Raw genomic sequence first — 21,642 nt, 5'->3', positions numbered from 1 at the left:
ATAGCCATGTCTAAACTATTAATACCAGTAGATTATTCCGAAAATGCACGAGTTGCCGCATTTTATGCCGCTCAAATCGCTACCATATCAAATGATGAGATTACACTTTTCCATTCGTTTACTTCGCACATCAATAAGTTTGCAAATGCGAAGCATTTAGTAGACCCTTCCGAGGGAGAAGCTCGCCACCAAATGGAAAAGCTTGTAGCGGAACTTCTACAGGAATATCCTTCGCTCAAAATTTCTACGCTATTTGCCAACGGTATTTTAGCCGAAACATTGGAAAAACAAGAGATAAAAGAGTCGTACCAAACGGTGATTATGGGAACAAAAGGAGTCACCGGACTCGAATCTGTCTTGATTGGAAGTAATACTTATGACGTCATTAAAGAGTCCAAAATACCTGTTTTAGCCGTCCCGAAAAACGCTGTAAAACTTAAAAATGACAACATTGCTTTATTGACAAATTTCAAACCCGGAGAACTCGAAGTGCTTAAACAAGCGATACCATTGTTTGGGAAAAATTTCCATTTACAACTTATTCACATCAACAAAAACGAACTAGAAATCAATATTTTAGGAGAAAAACTTGAAAACTGGATCAAACAGATTATTGCCGAAACCGGGATAGAGGATATTTCTTACATCGTTAAATCACCAAGTTATTTTGCAGGCTCCCGGGAAAATATCGCGAACGGTATTCATACTATTATTCGGGATGAAGATGTTGATGTTATTTTGATCACAAAAAGTAGAAAAACTTTTTTCCAAAACATTTTTACAGAAAATATTGTTAAGCATCTGGCTTTTGAAATTGAGGTGCCAAACTTTTTTGGACGTGTAGAGTAACCAAATAATTTTTGGCAAATTTATTGCAAGAGTGTTCAGTGAGTTAATTTAACAACAGTATTATAGTAGATAATTTTACAAACACGCATTATGAAAATTAGCCTTAAAAAATCAGGATTACTTGTTGCGGCAGGAATTTTATCCACCGCATCCTTTGCGCAAAGCACAAGAGAAGCATCAATTGAAGGCACAACTCCATTAGGTTCGGCAACACAATATAGAACTTGGTCTATCGGTGTAGGCGCTGGTGTAACAAGCTTGCAGAATATCGCCAAATTTAACAATGGTGGTTATGATAAATTAGACTGGAATTTAGGGTACAGTGCTTATATCAAGAAGCAAATTTCACCATCCTTCGGATTGAAAGCAACTTATTTTGGCGGAAAGACAGCTGGGTATGATAACAGCGACAAGCAAACGGGCTTCGAAACCAAGACCCTTTGGTCAGTAGCCTTATCGGGTGAGTTTTTAGCAGCCAACACAAATTGGAGATTTTTCAACAGTTTTATTAAACCTTATGCATCGATTGGTGTTGGGGTAATGAATGCTGAAACTGCCGCAATTGCTGGTGGTAACAAAGGTGAATATGGAGACTCTTATTCTAAAATCTATGTGCCTGCAGATTTCGGTTTGAAATTCGCCGTTGCCAAAGGTATAAACTTTGAATTGGGCTATCAATTAAATTGGGCGAACCAACGATTTGACAATCGTTACAATACAACTCCGCCACAACAATACAAAAATGACTTATTTACTTACGCACATGCCGGCTTAGAGTTCGCATTGGGCAGCAGCAGCAAACCTGCATTGAATAATTCAAATCCTGTCGCAACCCTTGTGAATGACTATACAGTAAAATACGATGATCTAAAAGCTCAAAACGATGCATTGAATGCTAAAAACCAAGCTTTGCAAGGTCAATTGGACGGTCTAAACAATGATCTAAAAGATGACGACGGTGACGGTGTTGCCAACAAATATGATAAATGTCCGGGCACACCTTCAGGTGTTCAGGTTGACGGATCAGGTTGTCCAATTGTCGTGAAAAACGAAACCAAAGTTGTTGAAAAAGTAGTGGTTACTGAAGCAGATCGAAAAGTTGTTGCTGAAGCGATCAAAAACTTAGAATTCGATTTAGGTAAAGCAACTATTCGCTCCACTTCGTATGCAACATTGAATAAAGTCGCTGCGTTATTGATCGAGAAGAATTTTAGTTTAAAACTCGCAGGTCACACCGACAATACAGGTTCACGTGAATTAAATATGCGTTTATCAAAAGAGCGTGCAGAGTCTGTAAAAGCATATTTAGTATCTCAGGGTGCTAATGCGTCGCGTATCGAAGCAACTGGATATGGTCCAGACCAACCAATTGCATCCAATAAAAATGCAGCGGGCCGTCAACAGAATCGCCGTGTTGAATTTACACTTTATTAATAACTAACAAATTACACTAATAAAAAGGTGTTTTTAAACAGAAACACCTTTTTATTTACCAAATGTCATATTTCAACTACAAACCTATAGTGAATTTAATTTTTAACTTATTACTTTTGCATCGGTTTATACAAACACAAATTATATGAAACTAAAATTACAATTAGTACTTGCTCTAGCATCAGCAGGCTTATTTGCCAATAATGCAATTGCTCAAAATGCGAAGGTATCATCCATTGAGGGAACAACTCCATTTGGTCCGGTTACGCAATACAGAACTTGGTCTATTGGTATCGGTGCAGGAGTGACTAACCAAACCAATATTGCTGGTTTTAATCGCGAAGGATACGATGATCTAGCTTGGAACCTCGGTTACAGTGCCTATATCAAGAAACAAATATCTCCTTCTTTTGGCATTAAAGCGAGCTACTTTGGCGGTAAAACAGGTGGCGCATTTAAAGATGGCACACAATCTTTTGAAGCGAAAACACCTTGGTCTGCTGCATTGTCTGGAGAGTTTCAAGCGGCTAATACCAATTGGAGATTCTTTAACAGTTTTATCAAACCTTATGCGTCAATTGGTGTTGGTGTGATGAACAGCAAAACAACCTTGACAACAGGTTCTACTGCTCAAGAAGCCGATGGTATTTCTAAAATATATGTACCATTGGACATGGGGCTTAAATTTGCTGTTGCCAAAGGAATTAACTTTGAGCTTGGATACCAATTAAACTGGGTTAATCAAAACTTTGATGGTATTCAAGGTGGTCAATATAAAAACGATTTATTTACTTACATCCATGGAGGTTTAGAATTTGCATTGGGCAATGGTAGCAAACCAGCACTAAACAATTCAAATCCTGTGGCTACACTCGTCAATGATTACACGTTGAAGTATGATGATCTGAAAGCGCAAAATGATGCTCTTAACGCAAAAAATCAAGCATTACAAAGCCAATTAGATGGGCTCAATAGTGACTTGAAAGATGACGATGGCGATGGTGTAGCTAACAAATACGACAAGTGTCCAGGCACACCTTCAGGCGTACAAGTAGACGGTGCCGGTTGTCCAATCGTTGTGAAAAACGAAACAAGAGTGGTTGAGAAGGTTGTTGTAACAGAAGCTGACCGAAAAGTCGTTGCAGACGCAATCAAAAACTTGGAGTTCGATTTAGGAAAAGCAACCATACGTCCTACGTCATACGCGACATTAAATAAAGTAGCTGAATTGTTAATCGAGAAAAACTTTAGCTTAAAATTAGCGGGCCACACCGATAACACAGGTTCACGCGAGTTGAATATGCGCTTATCAAAAGAACGCGCTGAGTCAGTAAAAGCGTACTTAGTATCTCAAGGTGCTAATGCTTCTCGCATAGAAGCTACAGGATATGGTCCTGACCAGCCTATTGCATCAAACAAAACTGCTGATGGTCGTCAACAAAATCGTCGTGTAGAGTTTACACTCTATTAATCGATCTATTTCGATATATACAAGCCAAAGGCATCACTTGACCGTGATGCCTTTTTTTGTCCAGTAGACAGTCTGCTCTTCATTTCATAACCACTATTAAAAAAGCCTTGTTTAAAGTAAATAAACATCTGAATAACAAAAAGATAACTCCAAAATAAATAACTTAATCCGTATTTTTAATAAAGCAAAATTAAAAAATGCGTAAACCACAAGCTCTTTTTTTGGCTTTCTTTTCGTTGATCTTTTCCTCTTGCGAAAAGGATCCACCATTGAACAAACCAGGATCAAATGAAACGATCAATGAATGGACAATGACACAAATGCGGCAATATTATTACTGGACCGAAAAAATCACACAAAAAAACGATTACCAGCTAGCTCCAGATCTTTTTTTTAAAAGTCTCTTATTTCAAGATGACCATTATTCCAGCATATTACAGACACTCAACAGCGACACCTATGGCAATACGCTGACGAACACTTTTGGGTTCGATATGGTCCAATTACAAAATCAGTCAGAAACCATCCAACTGGTCACCCAAGTGGTCCCTTTCAGTGAAGGGGATTTAATGGGGCTCAAGCGGGGAGACAGCATAAGCCACATCAACAACGAGCCCATCGACCACAGCAACTTGAAATCGCTACTAAGCAAATCCTTGCTTTTACCGACAATGCATTTGACGCGAAACGATGGCAAAATATTTCATTTGCCTTCTTCCTATATTTCGCAGCCCGTTCTCTATACCGCTAAACTCATCTCCTCCTCCCCCACAGTAGGCTATATGTTTTTAAGTCAATTTGACTTTAGTGGAGCATATCCGTTATTGGAAGCGGTCCAAAATTTCAAGTCCCAACAGGCACAAGAACTTATTGTCGATTTACGTTACAACCCCGGCGGACAGGTTGCTTTCGCCTCATTTTGTGCACTCTTACTGGCAGACATCAAGGAAAACGACATTTTTGCCAAATACCAAGGCAACAAAAATATCAAAAATAGAGAAGACAGCTTCGCAACAGCACTGCAAGGTCAGCCCGACGGCTATTCATTTTCAGCAAAAGATGTTCTAAAACAAGGTTTACATTTAAAACGAATTTATATGCTCACAGGGTCAAATACAGCCTCTGCGGCTGAAATGCTAATCAATGGATTGAAGCCTTATGTAGATATCATTCAAGTCGGTGATAAAACATTTGGTAAAGATATGGCCTCAACAACAATAGTAACTCCAGAGGACATACGCGGTACCGAACGTGCCTGGCATTTGATCCCCATGATCTATAAAATCTACAATAAAGTGGGACAGGGAGATTATAGCGATGGAATTGCACCTTCAAAAGTGACCGATGAATTTGCTTTTCTACCCTTGGTTCCTATAGGCGATAGCAGGGATCCCTTGATTCAGGAAGTATTACAAACTATCAATGTTAAAAATATCCTGGCTAAAGGCGCTGTTACTACAATTGAACCAACCCCAACGTTGAAGCCCAAATATATAGGCAGCAGCTATCAGGAGATGCCCATTGTAGTCAACAAACCGATCAAGTCTGAAAACTAATTACCTTAATGCGCACAGGAATTCAGTGAAATAATGATATGACGGAGATCAGCTCCAGTTTGTCCGTTTTTGGCTAATTTGCGAAGAGAGCGTGCTAAGATTTCAGAACGTATCGTACGTTCTTTCGATTCATAGTCCCGCACTAGCCCCTCTAGTTGCTGAAGCAGTTCCAAATATTGTCTATAAAGTTCATTCAGCTCCGCCATTTCATTCCGTAAAGCTAGCAGCGCAGCAGCATCAATGGCATGATCTACATCTCCCTGAATTTTCAGGGAGATAGCAAATAAATTACGATGTTTTATAGCATTGATCCCTTTCATGATGAATTTATGATAATTGATTTAACTACAAAGTAGTTATTAACTTCACAATATTTCCTCTAAATCATTTTATTTTTTTAACCAAACCGCATCCAAGGCAAAACCGATTCCACCGATATCCGACACCGCATCAACATCAAAATATGCATCGGGTTCCTTTTGGGGGAAGTATACAATACCTATGTCTTCTACCGTAAAGAAAAAAAACAGATAGACCTTCTGTCCATCGATAAGGATTGGTTTTGAATCCTTGTCCAATACCTGCGCCTTTGCTGGAAAATAGGGGTCAACTGGTATTTTAATAAATTCTTCGGGGATTTTATCCGATATCAACCCAGTAATCAGGATCGGAGTTTCGTCATATCTGACCAAATCCATTCCCCAACTTTCATCAAACACAGGTTTACCTTGATAAATCGCCAATCGAATCGGCTCGCCATTTGGTGAAATCGTCTGGTTATAATTTAATATCTTTACCTGCCTCACACCCGGAATCGATTCGACATCATCTCCTAAGGGGTTTGGCCCGACAACGAGTGAAGGATCAATGGGACTTTTGCTATGCACACCAAAAGTATTTAACCCTGACTTGAGGGCGAGACGTTGTTCTAGGACAACCTGATCCTTGCTATCATACGCAACGACCAATGAAGAATCGGCATCTTTATTTCGTATAAAAATAAAATTAGTATTGCTTTGATTAGCTGCTTTTCCATCGACAGTTACTCTTTTTACATCTACTGACACAGTGCCATAGGTTTTAAAAGCAATCCGAGCCAATTCTTCCGTTTCTAAAACAGGTTCGCCTTTTTGGCAGGAAGACAACAACGATCCAACCCAAAGGGCGATAAAATAGAGAACTAAATTTCTAATCATATATAAAGGATAAAGAAGTGAGCCATAGAAATGGCTCACTCAATTAAATAATCAATATTAATAAGTTTTTGGAGCAAATTGCGTCCAGGTTGCAGTCCAAGGAGCGTTTGTCGGATGGAATGCACCTTTATAAGTTGTACTTCCATCACCATATGCAGGTGAAGTTGACGATGGTCTTAAGAAAGCAGGATTAAATGTAGTCCCTGTTGAATAGAAAATATTAACACCACCTGCCAGTTTCAAATAAGCAGCAGCATCCGTTGAAACATTTGTTTGGTTTCCAGCCGGGGTAGCTCCGCTAAAAGCTGCAGTATAGGCATGCACAACATTACCTGTAAATGTGCCTGTTGCACCATCCTGAAAAGCGGCACCTGTTGCATAACCCGCGATAATTGAGTTTTGGATATCATACTCCGTCGCTCTTCTCCAACGGTTACCGAATTTCAATTTAGAACTCGCCACAGTCACATCTTTAATACCAAGGAACGTAAAGTTCTTTAATACCGGACGAGTTTTGGGTGTAGCGGCATATGGTGCCGTACCTTCATTATCCGACTCCAAACCATTTGAATCAGAACTACCGCTAGAAGTACTGTTTGTCGAATTCGGATCCTTTAAAGACAACGCATATTGAATTGTACCTGTATACCCATGATCGAAATCAAAATCATCATCGTCATTTGATAAGGCAACCAGGTATTTCGCATTGACAGTACCCCCAAAGAATTCAAATCCATCATCTTTACCCCAAGATACTTGGATATTTTCCAAAGTAGTTCCTGTACCAACACCACCTAAAGTCAATCCATTAATCTCATTGTCAGCAGTTAAATTATAACCAGCAAATTCTATACGCACGTATTTCAATGAACCAGAATTATCGGCAGCATTTGTACCACCATAGGTTACATCCACTCCAACAGGCTGAGGAATACCTTCAATTCTCTTGGTGGACGCCTGATTTGTGGTTGCATTCCCTAACAACACCACACCTCCAAAATCACCAGGATTACGAGATCCAGCTGCATTTGGAGAAGTAAACACGATCGGTGCAGCAGCAGTACCATTGGCGATCAATTTAGCTGTCTTTGGCACGACTAAAACACCTTTGATATTTTGTGTTAATCCAGTGATCTGATCATTATATGCTTTTGTTACTCCAGAGGTAATATATGTACCAGCTTGAATAGTTAATGTCGCTCCTGGTCTTACAAATGCCACACCGTCAATTTTCCATACTGTGTCAGCAGAAAGCGTTGTTTTCGTGATAATACCGGCAGCATCTGTTGGAATTGTTGCCTGAGGTTTGTTTGGCAAACCAGCATTCAAATCTGAATTAGGTCCTACGTCGTCTTTGTTACAAGAAGCTAATGCGATTGCGCATACGCTCGCTACTGTTAAGATTTTTTTCATTTTGTGTTAAATAATTACTAGTTTTGCCATCACAAGATCATTTTTTAGACTATGCACCCCTATGGGATAGCATTTCATAAGGCTGCATAGTTGTTTTCACTCACCCGTTTTCTGTTTTCGATTTTTCTTTTCCTGTTGTGCTCGCTGGACAATCCCGGAACTTGTGTACATGATTAAAGAGTGATATGAAACTGCCTCGCGCAGTAGTCTTTTTATTTTAAAAGCTATACGTCACCGAAAGATTAAATCTCCTTCCATCTTTTTTACGATAGGTTATAATATCGTCATCTGCTCTATTATATTTATTATCCCCCCTGACAAGCTCAAAGATTTTTTCGCCATTTCCTCCAATAGATTCACTATACGCAGATTGATTCTGATAATACCTAGTCCACTCATCTAAGAGATTAGCTGCATTGAATTTCACTTCTAATTGCTGACTTAAAAAACGTTTGTAGAGCTGAAGATCGAGTTGTTTTGGTGCAAGTTCATACTCAACTCTATTCGGATTGACAGAAGCGGTATTTGTACGATAGCCCCTGTGATTATAGCTAGTTGTTATACCAAAATCATCCCCCCAATAACCGATTCCTAAGTTCAATAGCCAGGGCGATTGTCCCATTAATGGCCGATCTTGGTTTGGTGCTCTATTCTTTTCTCGTTCTGCGACTGTAACATTATCAACAAGCTTATGTCGCCATTGGCTCAATGCATTAACTTCAGACTTTAACAAAGTGCCGTTTGCACTGATAAAAGCTTTAGAAAGCCATTCTGCTTCACCGAAAAAACTTAGGTTTTTGCGAATTTCAAATTCTAACCCCATATTTTTCGCAGACTCCATATTATTGAAAACATATGCACTGCCAGGGCTGACATCTTCATTTTCTATCAATTCTATCGGTTTGTCTAAGTATTTATAAAATCCTGTCAGGGATATGATTTCACCTGGACTCGGATACCATTCCAAACGCAGGTCCACATTATCGATAAAAGTTGACTCCACATTGTCTCCTGATATAACCGCATCCAACTCAAAATCATAAAATCCAAAAAAACCAGTTTCGCGAAAATCAGGACGAATAGCCGTTTTTGAATAACTTCCCCTCAAATTAAAAGTATTACTCAAACTGTAGGTTGCATTGATGGATGGCAATATTTTCCAGTTTCTTTCACGGATCATAAGTTTATATAAAAGAAGCTTATTGTTATCTGAATTAGGATCGCCGTTCTGTTTCCTAAACATTTCATCCTGACGATTTTGTAAGTTGTAATACTCTGCACGGAAGCCATAAACGAGTCTTAGCTTATTCCAGAATTTCTGATCAAACATTAAATATCCGGCGTGCGAACTCATTGTCCCATCGTAGACATTCCCCCCTATAGGTTCCGGATAATAATACGCCTGACCAATTCCATTACCAATGTGATCGGTAGATAACAATACATCATAAGGCATTTCTATCGGCGGAGCAGCTTTAGACGGGTCATCAGGCATATAAGATCTGGTAAATGGCAGTACACGAAAAACGGAGAGATCTCTATTTTTTTTCCAGCCCTGGTAACCTACTTTAATTCGTGTACTCACAGAAGTTCCTGAACCAAAGAGGCGTGAAAAGGCCATTGCCCAATTAAGGTCATGTTCATTAATTTCGGTCCACATGCGAGAATCGAACCCTATTTCCGAATGGTTAGACCAATTGGAAAGACTCAATAAATTGGGACTTTGAAATATATAATTTCCATCCAGTACCGTCGTCAATCCATAACGCAATTTTCGCTCATCCAAAATCTGCTGTTTGATTCTATTATAAGCAAACATCCCCTCAGCTTTTACATTCCAAGGCAATTGATACTCCCCGCTCAATTGATGCTGCTGTAAAGACATTGCCTCAGGCAATTGATATTGATTTTTGGTTGGTGGGTTACTTAAATTTGTAAAAACTGACCGGACGTTTTCACTATAGTTGTTATTAAAGGTACGGGCATACATATTTTTAAAAGCTAGCCTGAAATCTTGCCCTTTTAATCCAAAATTAGCAACCAATCCACTGCTGCTGTTAAAACGATAGGATGTCCCGGCACCATTCTGACCAATAGTGTCACTCTCTATCATATGCTGTTTTTCCCCGTATAAATTAGTGATATTAGACCCTCTGACATTATTGAAAGGGATGATGTTCTGTTCATTCCGAATGTTTGCAGAAGCAGAGAAACCAAACAGCAATCCTTGCGATAAATTATAACGCCTTCCCAATGCAAACCTTAAATTTTGATTTGGACTGGCTTTATATCGATATAATTTCAATCCATCGGCGTTGACAAGTTTTGACTGCGCGATGGCATCGACATCATTATACCTCAGATTTGAACCAGGCATCAGGAACTCCTCATTTAGCTTAGGATCATTCAAAATATATCCCGGAGGAGCATCTAAACGTCGTGCTTCACCGTTCCAAAACCAAGGAAGCATACCTTCAGGCTGTTTGGAAGATGAAGAGTTAAAACCAAAAAATTCTGATGTTTTCCGTTCCCCAAGCCGGTAAAAGTCTTTTCCTGTTGTGCGGGAATTCCCCCCTAATCCGTATTGAATTGTGGTAAAATTCTCATCTGGAATGTCTAATGTATTCACCGAAACCTGTCCACCGGAGAATTCTGCCGACACATCCGGTGTTGCTGTTTTATTAACGACCACAGAACTTACCATCTCAGTCGGAATAATATCAAACGAAAAATCACGTCTATTTTGCGACGTGCTGGGAATCACCACACCGTCCAACATGGCCTGATTGTAGCGGTCGGACATCCCCCGTACAATGACATTCCGGTTATTAACAGTCGTCAATCCGGTAACACGTTTCAAAACCTGCCCCATATCATTATCCGGTGTACGGGCGATCTGCTCCGCAGAAATACCATCGGTCACCGATGCGGCGTTTTTTTGTGCCGCATACAATCCGGCTACGGAAGCTTTTCTAAACGATACACTGACAACAGCCGTTTCTAGCGCATTTACTTGCGTCTTCATAGCAATGTTTAAACCCGTCCGTTGTCCGGCCTGTATTTTGACCCCCTCAATACGTTGGGTCTGGTAAGAGAGATAACTGACTTCCAGTATGTAGGTTCCCGGTTCAGCAATCAAAACATAGCTACCATCGATACCACTTTGGGTTGATTTATTGACACCGATCAATTTGATGCTGGCACCGACCAAAGGCTGACCTCGATCATCAATCACTTTACCTGAGATGCGCCCATCCTGCTGTACCGGTTTTTCGACCAAAGTAATATAAACACCGTTGTCATGTGCCATCAAGTTCGTTTCCTTGAGCAGATAATGCATGATATCCCGAACACTGTTACTTTGAAAAATTTTGGCATTTACCTTTTTCTTTGTCAGATTATATTTCGCTGCATCAAAAGCGATATGTATATTATGGGATTCCAAACACTCGAAAGCCGCAGGAATGTTGGATTCATTAAAAGAAACTGTGATCTTTTTATTGAGTAACTGACCGTATGCACCCGAAGCTAAAAGCATTTCGGCCGACGCGATCGAAAGAAGTAAACCTACCAACGATGTCCTTATCATAAACTTAATATCGTTTTGCGTAACGTATTGCTTAAATTTCATAAATTTGTATGCGTATATAATATCTCTATAAGTTGTTGTATATGTTATTTATACCATCTCCAAATGGTGTATGATTCAGAGCTGACGATGGCCGTCGTCAGCTCTTTTTTTATCCCCGAATTAATAAATATGCACTATCCTGCCCTCCTTTCTGGATTTATTATGGTGAATTGCCTTAATACTTTCCAACGTTGCTGACCATGACAGCTGCTTTGATATCGGCATGCTATACCGTTGTTGGGCAATCCGTTGGTCATCAGTTTTAATATCCACATCATAGATATTTTTTACCGCCAGGGCCAATTCGGCAAAACTACTTTGCTTAAGGTAAACTCTTCCCTCAATCCAGCTATTACGTGTTGCCAAATCAAAAGCTCTTGAATTACTATGATGACTATTTTTGGAATATCGAATCTCTTCGCCACGAGTCAACACACCCAGTGAATTATTATTGGTAGTAACCTGCACTTTACCTGTAAATACAGACACCGATATATCATCCAATTCAGCATAATTTTTCACCGTGAATGAGGTCCCCAATACTCTTGTCTGTATTTCCTGTGCATTCACAATAAAAGCTTTCGCAGAATCTTTCTTGACCTCAAAAAACGCCTCTCCGGCAAGAAGCTCCACAACACGGTCCCTCCTGTCATAAGAAACCGTATCCAATTTAATTTTGGAATAGGCATTCATTACAACAGTTGATCCGTCGGCCAAAAGCACCCGTTTACGTTGCGAGGCCCCTGTTTCAAAAATCCGGTAACCCGGTTCTAAATGCGTTTCTTTTGCAATTAAATTAAGCTCATGCTGTTGTTTCCAAAATAAAATACCAAAGCATAACAGTAGGCTTGCGGCAACGGCTCCGCTCCAATAGCTTATTTTCCGAACCATTGATTTTTTAGGAGCAGTACTTCTAATACGTTCTTGTATTTTCTCCCACAACTGGACCTCATCTACTTCCTCAACAGGGAGTTCTTCCTGATCAAGTGTATCATACCATTGATCGATCAGGGACTGCTCAGCCTTGTTGGCTTTCTTATGCAGATACCTATCAATTAGCGATTCAAAAATTCTTCTTTTCACTTTTTATGCCTGCTGTTTATATACAAGTCCGCAAAAAAGCTCCAAAGTACTTCAAGAAATGATTAATGTTATATAAAAGAATTGTTAAACCCTTCAAAAGGTCAATCCAATGGGCTCTTACTTAGAAAGCTCATCTATCATAAGGACCAAAAGTAGAGTAAAGCTGCCATTCTGAACATGTTGATAGCCTAATATGGCCTTTCGCAGTCGCTTGGATGCTTCTGTAAGATTATTCTTGACAGTTTGCTCCGACAAGCCCATACGCATGGCTATCTCCCGGATAGATAGATGGTCCCATTTTAATAAAAGTGCCTGCCGCATATTATGTGGCATAATTTCCAGTTCCTCCTCCAACAACTTCTCCAATGCTAGATAGGTCTTAAGATCTTCTGGATGATGTTGCACATACTCAAAAATATGTTTACTCCAATGATCCAGTAATTTATCTTTTGCTTTATTGGAGTTAAAAAAGTCGATGATTTTATACTTGAGCATCCCTTTGAGATAGGCAGGGAGATTCATTTGGATGTCGATGCTATGCCTTTTTTCCCAAAATTGCACAAAAAGCTCCTGGAGAATATCCTCTACATCTTGTCGGTCTATGATCCGACGAGCAGCGTGCTGATAAAGGTCTTTCCAGCAGTAGCGGTACAATTCCTCATATGCAGCAGTATCGTTATGTTCTTTAATAGCTCGTAGCCAACGCTGATGTACAACTGGTCCTTGATTCATCCTAACACCAAATTTAAGGTTGAAATATTAAGTTTCTATTAATAAATGAATAAACAAACTGTATGCATATAAAATAGTTTCACATTCCAAATAATACTTTTCAAAGTGTGCTAAATCTATATAATGCGACTCAATTTATTATCACTTCATATAAAAGAATTAGATCCCCCTAAAAATCAATTATTTAAAATATTTGTTTATTCCAATATTATTCTTACCTTTGCAACGCCTTAGGCAATAGTGCCTATTGTATAAAATATTTCATGAACCCATTTTTAGAACTGGGAATCCGTGAGGAAGTTGTTAATGCCATCTCAGAATTAGGTTTCGAAAAACCTTCTGAAATTCAGGAAAAAGCCATTCCTGTTTTATTGACTGGTAACGACGATTTTGTCGGATTAGCCCAAACTGGCACAGGAAAGACCGCGGCATTTGGTCTTCCATTATTAGAGCAATTAGACTTTTCTCAAAAACACCCACAGGCATTGATCCTTTGCCCTACTCGGGAATTATGTTTACAAATCTCAAAAGATTTAGAAAAATTTGCTAAATACGTTGACAACGTACATGTTGTTGCTGTATATGGAGGTGCAAATATCTCAGACCAGCTACGTCAAATTAGACGTGGAGTGCAAATTGTAGTAGCGACCCCAGGTCGTATGTTGGATATCATTGGCAGAAATGCGATTGATTTCTCAAATGTAAAATATGTTGTATTAGATGAAGCGGATGAGATGCTCAATATGGGCTTCAAAGAAGATATCAACAACATTTTGTCAGAAACTCCTGACGAGAAAAAAACTTGGTTATTTTCAGCAACGATGCCTTCTGAAGTACGTCGTATTGCAAAGAATTATATGACCGACCCTGTTGAGCTTACTGTAGGTACAAAAAATACTGGTAACGCCAACATTGAACACCATTACTATTTGATCAAAGCAAAAGATAAATATGCGGCGTTCAAACGTATTGTAGATTCAAATCCTGATATTTTTGGTATCGTGTTCTGTCGGACAAAAATCGAGACACAAGATATCGCTGAAGCGTTGATTAAAGATGGTTACAATGCAGACTCGTTGCATGGCGACTTATCTCAACAACAACGTGACAAGGTAATGAAACGTTACCGTGACCGTAGCTTACAACTACTGATCGCAACAGACGTAGCTGCCCGTGGTATTGACGTTAGTGATGTAACTCACGTTATCAACTTCTCTTTACCAGATGAAACAGAAAACTATACACACCGTTCTGGCCGTACAGCCCGTGCAGGTAAAACTGGTATTTCACTTTCTTTGGTAAACGTAAAAGAGCTAAGCAAAATCCGTCATCTTGAAAAGATCATCGGTAAGCCTTTTGAGAAAAAACAAGTACCTCAAGGTGCTGAAGTTTGCGAAAAACAATTATTTTCTATCGTTAAAAAGATTGAAAATGTTGAAGTAAACGACGAACAAATCAGCCCATTCTTGCCTGCAATTATGGAAAATTTGGAGTCACTTTCAAAAGAAGATATCATCAAAAGATTCGCTTCTCTTGAGTTCAACCGTTTCTTAGATTATTACAAAAACGCACCAGATTTAAATATCGAAGCGCGTGACGGTGGTCGTGAAGACCGCGGTGACAGACGTGATGGTCGCTCTCGTGAAGGTTCAAAAGGTTACACTCGTTTATTCATGAATTTAGGTTCAGTAGATGAATTCTCTCGTGGAGACATGTTGGGCTTTATCTGCAACAATGCGAATATTTCAGGAAAATCAATCGGTAAAATTGATTTGAAAGGTGTGTTCACATTCTTCGAAGTTCAAGATGCAGAAGTAGAAAAAGTATTCCAAGGATTCCAGGGTGTAGATTACAACGGTCGTCAAGTACGTATCGAAGTATCTGGCGAAGCAAAAGGTGAGGGTCGCAGCGACCGTGGTGGAAGAAGCCGTGGTGGTGATCGTGGCGGAAGACGTGAAGGTGGATACCGTGGTGGTGATCGTGGCGGAAGACGTGAAGGCGGATATGGTGGCGGTGAACGCAACGGAAGACGTGAAGGCGGATTCAGTGGCGATCGACGTGATCGTGGTGAGCGCAGCGGCAATGGCGGCGGTTTCCGTGACTTCTCTGGAAAACGTAAAGAATCAAAAAGCAAATACTAATCATTAGTATTTAATTCAATAAGAGTTTAAAGACTCTGGTATGAAAGCTTACAGCTTGATTTACCAGAGTCTTTTTCTTTTATATCCCCTACCAAGAACACAGGCACTAATCTCCCCTGCCACAGCAATAGTGTCTATAAAAAAACGTAAATTAGCTGTATTACACGAACTGCATTCCCGAAATGTCAACAGTAGCAACAAGATTATTTGATTTAGCACAGCTGCAATATGATATTGCACCCAATTTTCCCATGTTTTCTTTTAAAAAAGATAACGAATGGGTCAAAATAAGCAATACCGAATTTATTGAACAGGTCAATAAGACATCCAAAGGTTTAATCGCATTAGGCGTTCAACCTGGCGAGAAAGTGGCATTGATTAGTGAGAACCGCGTCGAATGGAATATCCTTGATTTTGCTATTCAGCAGATTGGAGCTGTAGTCGTCGCTGTTTATCCAAATATTTCAACCTCAGACTACAGCTATATCTTCAATCATGCTGAAATCAAAAATTGTATTGTCAGTTCGAAGAAATTATACACAAAGATATTAGCAATACAGAATGACTGCCCGCAGCTAAACAGTATTTTCAGTCTTGACAAGGAGGAAGGGCTCAACCATTGGCAGGATTTCATTGCAAAGGGCAAGACCATTCCGGACGAAATGCTAAACCTACTACGCAATGGAATAGAATCCGACACATTAGCATCCATTATCTACACTTCGGGAACAACGGGTAATCCTAAAGGCGTTATGCTGTCTCATAAAAATTTATTGGCAGACACGTTGAGCAGCGAATATTCCTTTCCGGTCGAACGTGGAGATCGCGCGCTCTCCTTTCTCCCTGTCTGTCATGCTTATGAGCGTGTTTTCCAATATGTCTATATGTACAAGGGGCTGACCATCTTTTTTGCCCAGTCGATGGATACGATAGGTGAAGATTTCAAATCCGTGAAGCCACATATCTTTTCAGCTGTACCGCGTGTGCTGGAGAAAGTCTATGAGAAGATTATGGCTACAGGAGAGCAACTAACAGGAATTAAACGCAAGCTATTCTTCTGGTCTTTGAGAATTGGTGAGCAATACAAGCTGGAGGGTCGTTCCTGGTGGTATGATTTCCAGTTGAAGATTGCCCGTAAATTAGTTTTTTCAAAATGGCGCGAAGCATTGGGAGGTGACATCAAGGGCATTGCTTCTGGAAGTGCTGCTTTACAAGAAAGACTGATCCGCTTATATATGGCAGCAGGTATTCCGATATACGAAGGCTACGGCCTCACGGAAGCAGGCCCCTGTATCGCTGTAAACTGCTACAGGCGAGGTATGAAGATTGGTACTGTTGGCCTGCCATTAATCCATATCGAAATCAAACTGGCAGAGGATGGCGAAATATTGACCAAAGGAGAAAATAATATGATTGGCTATTATAAAAATCCGGAAGCAACAGCAGAAGTACTCAAAGACGGTTGGTTATACACTGGAGATATTGGTCAATGGGTAGACGGCAAGTTTCTCAAAATTATAGACCGCAAGAAAGAAATGTTTAAGACTTCGGGCGGAAAATACATCGTTCCTCAACAAATCGAATCTAAGCTGGTTGAATCCTCATACATTGAACAGGCCATGGTACTTGGCGAGGGGCGGAAATTTCCTGCCGCCTTGATCGTCCCTAACTATAACAATCTACTGGAATGGTCAAAAAGTGCCGTTCCTTCCCTAACCAAACTAACGAGATTAGATTTTCTCAATAGCCCCGAGCTGAAGCAGAAAATCGAATCAGAACTTAGCCGTATCAATAAAAATTTTGGCAACTGGGAACAAATCAAGAAATTCGCTATCCTTCCAGACGAAATGACTGTGGAAAGTGGTGAGTTAACACCTACTTTAAAAATGAAGCGAAAAATTATTTTACAAAAATACGAACGAGAAATTGAGGAGATATATAAAATCTAACGCACAAAAAAGCCTTTGTTTTTGACAAAGGCTTTTTTTATAGTCAAAATAGATTACATATCTATTTTTTAACAATACGTTGACGAACGGCTTCATAGATGACAACTGCAGCCGAAACAGAAACATTCAATGAACCTATTTCACCGTACATCGGTATCTTGGCAAGATTATCCGAAATGCGGATCAAGTCATTGGACACACCGACATCTTCAGCGCCCATGATCACACAGGTTGGCGCTGTATAATCCACATCATAGATACTCGAAGTTGTTTTCTCAGTACTCACAACCAACTGTACACCGGAGTCAATCAGAAATTTACCTACTTTTGAAAGGCTATCATGACGGCACAAAGGAATTTTATAGAGAGCCCCGGCTGATGTCTTGATTGCATCAGGATTAACCTCAGCAGAACCTTTTTTAGGAACAATAATCGCATGTACACCTGAACATTCGGCTGTCCGTGCAATGCCGCCCAAATTGCGTACATCTGTCACTCCATCTAGCATCAAAAGTAGAGGAGTTTCACCCTTTTTATAAATCTGTGGTAGAAGTTCTTCAATATTATGATAGGTAATTGGGGAAATGACGCCGATTACACCTTGATGGTTTTTACGTGTTATCCGGTTTAATTTTTCGATAGGCACCTGTTGAAAAGCTATATTATGCTCTTTTAATAAGGCTTTCAATTCAAGAATTAAACTACCACTCAAACCACGCTGTATAAACAATGATTCGATCTCTTTACCACTATCGATTGCTTCGATAACAGCACGAATACCAAATACCATCTGATTCACTTCACGTCTTTCTCCGTGGTCGCGATCACGTCTCTGAAAATTTCCTTGCATAATAATACTAAATGTTCCCCTTCTTTTAGAAGAGATTGCAAATGTACAAAAATAAACAACAACTAAAGTTTTTGAATTAGCTAAGTCCCAAGTTAAACTCCTTCCTCAAAGTATCTAAGAGAGGGTTTTTATTGACCATGGCTTGATATTTCTCCTGTGAAGTATAGGGTTTACGCGAAATCGTATGTTCCATCATCACTCCCTGTAGATCCAATGAAAAATTTTGCAGCTTCACACGAAGGTAATTCAACACATCAACTTTTGCACTTTGTAAAACATCCATCTGAACTCCATTTTCTACATCAATCTCAATCAACGTACCATTTAACCTAGGCTGCATGGCGGTCATCATGGTATATAAGTTAATCTTATTTTCTGCTTTTAACTGTTCTGCATAACTATTCCAAACAGCGATAAATTGACCGAATGAAACCTCACGTTGTTCACTTCCCCTGATCAATTCAGGCTCATCCCCTTCTTTTGCAACCGCATTGTTATCGTATATGGTATTCAAATCTGGCAACGATGGAATAATTGCAGAAGCCGAGGCACCCCAACCACCCTTTTTTACCTTGGGAGGTATATTAGAAACGACCTCTTTTTTCACTTCGCCCTTCATCTCCGAAGACTGGTAATTGACAGGGCTAGCTTGGGAAGATGGTGCAACTTGACTTTCAATGGCAGGCGCATTGCCTACCGAAGTTATTGAGGGAGTAACGACAGCGGAAGGACTTTGTTTGGCCTGTGCAGCTACTGACTCAGGAAGTTTTTTTTTTACGCCCTCGGTAGCCGAAGGAATCTGCACGGATCCAAGCTGGCTCAATTTAATTGCACTTGCAATATGACATGTCTTGAGGAGCGAAAGCTCGACCTGCAAACGCTGGTTTTTACTTGTCTTATAGTTGATTTCACATTGATTGGAAATATTCAATGCCGATAACAAAAATCCTGGAGCAGCTTTTTGAGATTGCTGCAGATACTTTTGACGAATACTGTCGCTGACTTCTAACAATTTTAAGGTTGACGGCTCTTTGGCAACGAGCAAATTTCTGAAATGCGCCGACAGACCAGCTATAAAATGGCTGCCATCAAATCCGTGGTTTAAAATTTCATTGAAAATGAGCAAGCTCTGTGCCGCATCCTCTGTTAAAATTGCATCTGTCAGTTTAAAATAATAATCGTAATCTAAAATATTCAAATTATCGATTACAGCTTGATAAGTTACATGCTTATTTGAAAAACTGACAATCTGGTCGAACATCGACAAAGCATCACGAAGACCACCATCTGCTTTTTGGGCAATGATATGCAGGCCATCCTGATCGTAGGTTATACCTTCCCTATCCGCAATATTAGCCAAATGACTGGCCATATCTTCAACCTTAATCCGGTTAAAATCAAAAATCTGACAGCGCGAAAGTATAGTAGGCAAAATTTTATGCTTCTCAGTAGTCGCCAAGATAAAAATCGCATAGGAAGGAGGTTCCTCCAATGTCTTTAAAAAAGCATTGAAAGCGGCTTGAGAAAGCATATGCACCTCATCTATGATATAGATTTTATATTTTCCTGCTTGTGGTGGTATACGTACCTGATCTATCAGATTACGGATATCATCAACTGAGTTGTTGGATGCCGCATCCAGTTCATGGATACTAAAAGAATTTCCATTTTGGAAAGACTTACAGCTATCACAAGCTCCACAGGGTTCAGTTCCAGATAAGATATTTTCACAATTTATTGTTTTAGCTAAAATCCGTGCACAGGTAGTTTTACCAACTCCACGGGGACCACAAAACAAAAATGCCTGTGCCAACTGGTTGTTGTGTATCGCATTCTTTAAGGTACCAGTAATGTGTTGCTGACCTACAACCGAATCAAAGGTAACCGGGCGGTATTTACGTGCAGAAACAATAAAATTATCCATTGCACGAAGATACGGATTTTAAAAATGAAAACGGAGTATCTAAAACCTAAAAATAGATTGTAAATTTTTAATAATAATTCCTTCAATGCATAAAAAATGACAATTTTATCATTAATTTTATATTACTAAAATGTTATCAAATTGTTAAGAATTGAAATTAAAGGGAATTCATAGGGTATTTTTGACCTTTTTAGTTTGGTTTACTTGCGCTTCGCAACAGCTCCTGGCGCAACATTATGATTTCAATTTTTATGAGGGCAAGGTATCGATTGATGTCCCACTTGCTTTTAATATCCCATTCAAAGACAGTTTAACGATAGCGCATGTCCAAAAGTTCTATCAGACAGCTGACCAAACCAATTACATTCAGCTTGTAAACGACCTTTTAGAATACAAAGACAAACACCATTTGAATGACTGGGTATACTATCAACTTATCCGTCATACTGCACAGCAGATAGCTCCGAAAACGGAAAATTATACCCGTTATACACTTTATAAATGGTTTTTGATGTGTAAATCAGGTTATGATGCCCGCCTGGCCGTCGGTAACGACCAGATTATATTTTTTATTCAGAACAAAGAAGATATCTCGGATATTCCTTTTTTTGAAATTGATGGCAAGAAATATACCTGTTTAAATTTTCACGATTATGGAAAACTGTTTCAACGTGCAGAGACTTACATTCCTGTTAAAATAAAAGTACCTGAAGCAATCGCAGATTTTAGCTATAAAATTACTAAGCTCCCTGATTTTACACCGTCAAATTACAAGGAAAAACAAATCGAATTCAATTATGGGCATAAAGCCTACCATTTTAATGTCAAGTTGAATGACGATGTCAGCGATCTTTTTAAAAACTATCCGGGAGTAGATTTTGAAACTTATTTCAATATCCCACTCAGCAAGGAGACTTATCAATCACTTATCCCAGCACTTAAAGAAAATTTAAAAGGAAAAAATCAGCAAGAAGGTGTCGATTATTTAATGCGTTTTACCCGGTATGCCTTCTTGTATGAAAATGACGAAGAAAATTTCGGATCCGAGAAACGTCTTTCTGCGGAACAAACGCTATTGAATAAATACAGTGACTGTGATGACCGTGTGGTCTTATTTTTTTACTTGGTGAAGGAAATTTACAACTTACCTATGATTACCTTGTTATATCCCACCCATGTAACCATGGCCGTCCAATTTGAACATCCTATCGGTGACGCTATTTTATACAACGGGAAATACTATTCTGTATGTGAGCCTACTCCTCAAGCGCAAACACTGGATATAGGTCAATTGTCTGAAGAGCTTAAAAATCAGTCTTATCAAATTGTATATCACTATGAGCCTAGATGAGACAGTCCTTTTCAAAGGTTCCACAGAATTAATTAGAATACCAACAAGTTTACACTGTTGGT

Annotated in this window: 15 protein-coding genes; 7 read left to right on the top strand and 8 right to left on the bottom strand. The window is 39.4% G+C overall.

The annotated features are described in order from the left end of the window. The first annotated feature begins 6 nt into the window (after positions 1–6). The 4 genes from B3C94_RS09825 to B3C94_RS09810 all read left to right on the top strand — a co-directional run bounded on the left by B3C94_RS09825 (position 7) and on the right by B3C94_RS09810 (position 5,310). Complete coding sequence (locus B3C94_RS09825; protein WP_293902772.1) at positions 7–849, top strand: universal stress protein; 843 nt, start codon at positions 7–9, stop codon at positions 847–849. 90 nt (positions 850–939) lie between these two features. After that, the gene (locus B3C94_RS09820) at positions 940–2,283 is read left to right on the top strand and encodes an OmpA family protein (RefSeq protein WP_293902769.1); all 1,344 of its coding nucleotides are present in this window, start codon (positions 940–942) and stop codon (positions 2,281–2,283) included. A gap of 145 nt (positions 2,284–2,428) precedes the next feature. Next, complete coding sequence (locus B3C94_RS09815; protein ID WP_293902766.1) at positions 2,429–3,754, top strand: OmpA family protein; 1,326 nt, start codon at positions 2,429–2,431, stop codon at positions 3,752–3,754. A 197-nt stretch (positions 3,755–3,951) separates the two neighbouring features. Next, the gene (locus B3C94_RS09810; protein ID WP_293902763.1) at positions 3,952–5,310 is read left to right on the top strand and encodes a S41 family peptidase; all 1,359 of its coding nucleotides are present in this window, start codon (positions 3,952–3,954) and stop codon (positions 5,308–5,310) included. A gap of 5 nt (positions 5,311–5,315) precedes the next feature. Here the strand turns inward: B3C94_RS09810 and B3C94_RS09805 are convergent, their stop codons facing one another. The 6 genes from B3C94_RS09805 to B3C94_RS09780 all read right to left on the bottom strand — a co-directional run bounded on the left by B3C94_RS09805 (position 5,316) and on the right by B3C94_RS09780 (position 13,365). After that, on the bottom strand, positions 5,316–5,630 hold the full coding sequence (locus B3C94_RS09805) for a hypothetical protein (protein WP_293902761.1): 315 nt from the start codon (positions 5,628–5,630) through the stop codon (positions 5,316–5,318). 69 nt (positions 5,631–5,699) lie between these two features. Further along, entirely contained in the window at positions 5,700–6,506 is an 807-nt protein-coding gene (locus tag B3C94_RS09800) for a hypothetical protein (RefSeq protein ID WP_286859101.1), read from the bottom strand. 57 nt (positions 6,507–6,563) lie between these two features. Next, entirely contained in the window at positions 6,564–7,919 is a 1,356-nt protein-coding gene (locus tag B3C94_RS09795) for a hypothetical protein (RefSeq protein WP_293902756.1), read from the bottom strand. A 217-nt stretch (positions 7,920–8,136) separates the two neighbouring features. Then, positions 8,137–11,508 (bottom strand): TonB-dependent receptor, encoded by a 3,372-nt coding sequence (locus B3C94_RS09790; protein WP_293902753.1) that lies wholly within the window; start codon positions 11,506–11,508, stop codon positions 8,137–8,139. Between the two features lie 162 nt (positions 11,509–11,670). Then, complete coding sequence (locus B3C94_RS09785; protein WP_293902750.1) at positions 11,671–12,633, bottom strand: FecR family protein; 963 nt, start codon at positions 12,631–12,633, stop codon at positions 11,671–11,673. Positions 12,634–12,750: 117 nt separating this feature from the next. Further along, positions 12,751–13,365 carry an RNA polymerase sigma factor gene (locus B3C94_RS09780; protein WP_293902747.1) on the bottom strand — a complete coding sequence of 205 codons (615 nt, stop codon included), beginning with the start codon at positions 13,363–13,365 and terminating at the stop codon, positions 12,751–12,753. 263 nt (positions 13,366–13,628) lie between these two features. Here B3C94_RS09780 and B3C94_RS09775 point away from each other — a divergent pair, with 263 nt between their 5' ends. Next, a complete protein-coding gene (locus B3C94_RS09775; protein ID WP_293902744.1) occupies positions 13,629–15,506 on the top strand; it encodes a DEAD/DEAH box helicase in 1,878 nt (625 codons plus the stop codon). A gap of 182 nt (positions 15,507–15,688) precedes the next feature. Then, complete coding sequence (locus tag B3C94_RS09770) at positions 15,689–17,455, top strand: AMP-dependent synthetase/ligase (RefSeq protein WP_293902741.1); 1,767 nt, start codon at positions 15,689–15,691, stop codon at positions 17,453–17,455. A 61-nt stretch (positions 17,456–17,516) separates the two neighbouring features. Here the strand turns inward: B3C94_RS09770 and rlmB are convergent, their stop codons facing one another. Both rlmB and B3C94_RS09760 read right to left on the bottom strand, forming a co-directional pair. Next, positions 17,517–18,305, bottom strand: coding sequence for a 23S rRNA (guanosine(2251)-2'-O)-methyltransferase RlmB (gene rlmB / locus B3C94_RS09765; RefSeq protein WP_293902738.1), 789 nt, complete (start codon positions 18,303–18,305; stop codon positions 17,517–17,519). 76 nt (positions 18,306–18,381) lie between these two features. After that, positions 18,382–20,229: a DNA polymerase III subunit gamma/tau gene (locus B3C94_RS09760; protein ID WP_293902735.1), complete on the bottom strand. Its 1,848-nt coding sequence runs from the start codon at positions 20,227–20,229 to the stop codon at positions 18,382–18,384. A 151-nt stretch (positions 20,230–20,380) separates the two neighbouring features. On the opposite strand from B3C94_RS09760, the gene B3C94_RS09755 reads away from it, so the two are divergent. Next, the gene (locus B3C94_RS09755; RefSeq protein ID WP_293902732.1) at positions 20,381–21,580 is read left to right on the top strand and encodes a hypothetical protein; all 1,200 of its coding nucleotides are present in this window, start codon (positions 20,381–20,383) and stop codon (positions 21,578–21,580) included. The last annotated feature ends 62 nt before the right edge of the window (positions 21,581–21,642 follow it).

Origin of the sequence: Sphingobacterium sp. UBA5670, from assembly GCF_002420705.1 — a bacterium.
GTDB lineage: Bacteria > Bacteroidota > Bacteroidia > Sphingobacteriales > Sphingobacteriaceae > Sphingobacterium.
Note: the sequence above shows the minus strand (reverse complement) of the source record. Positions and strands in the feature narration are given on the sequence as shown.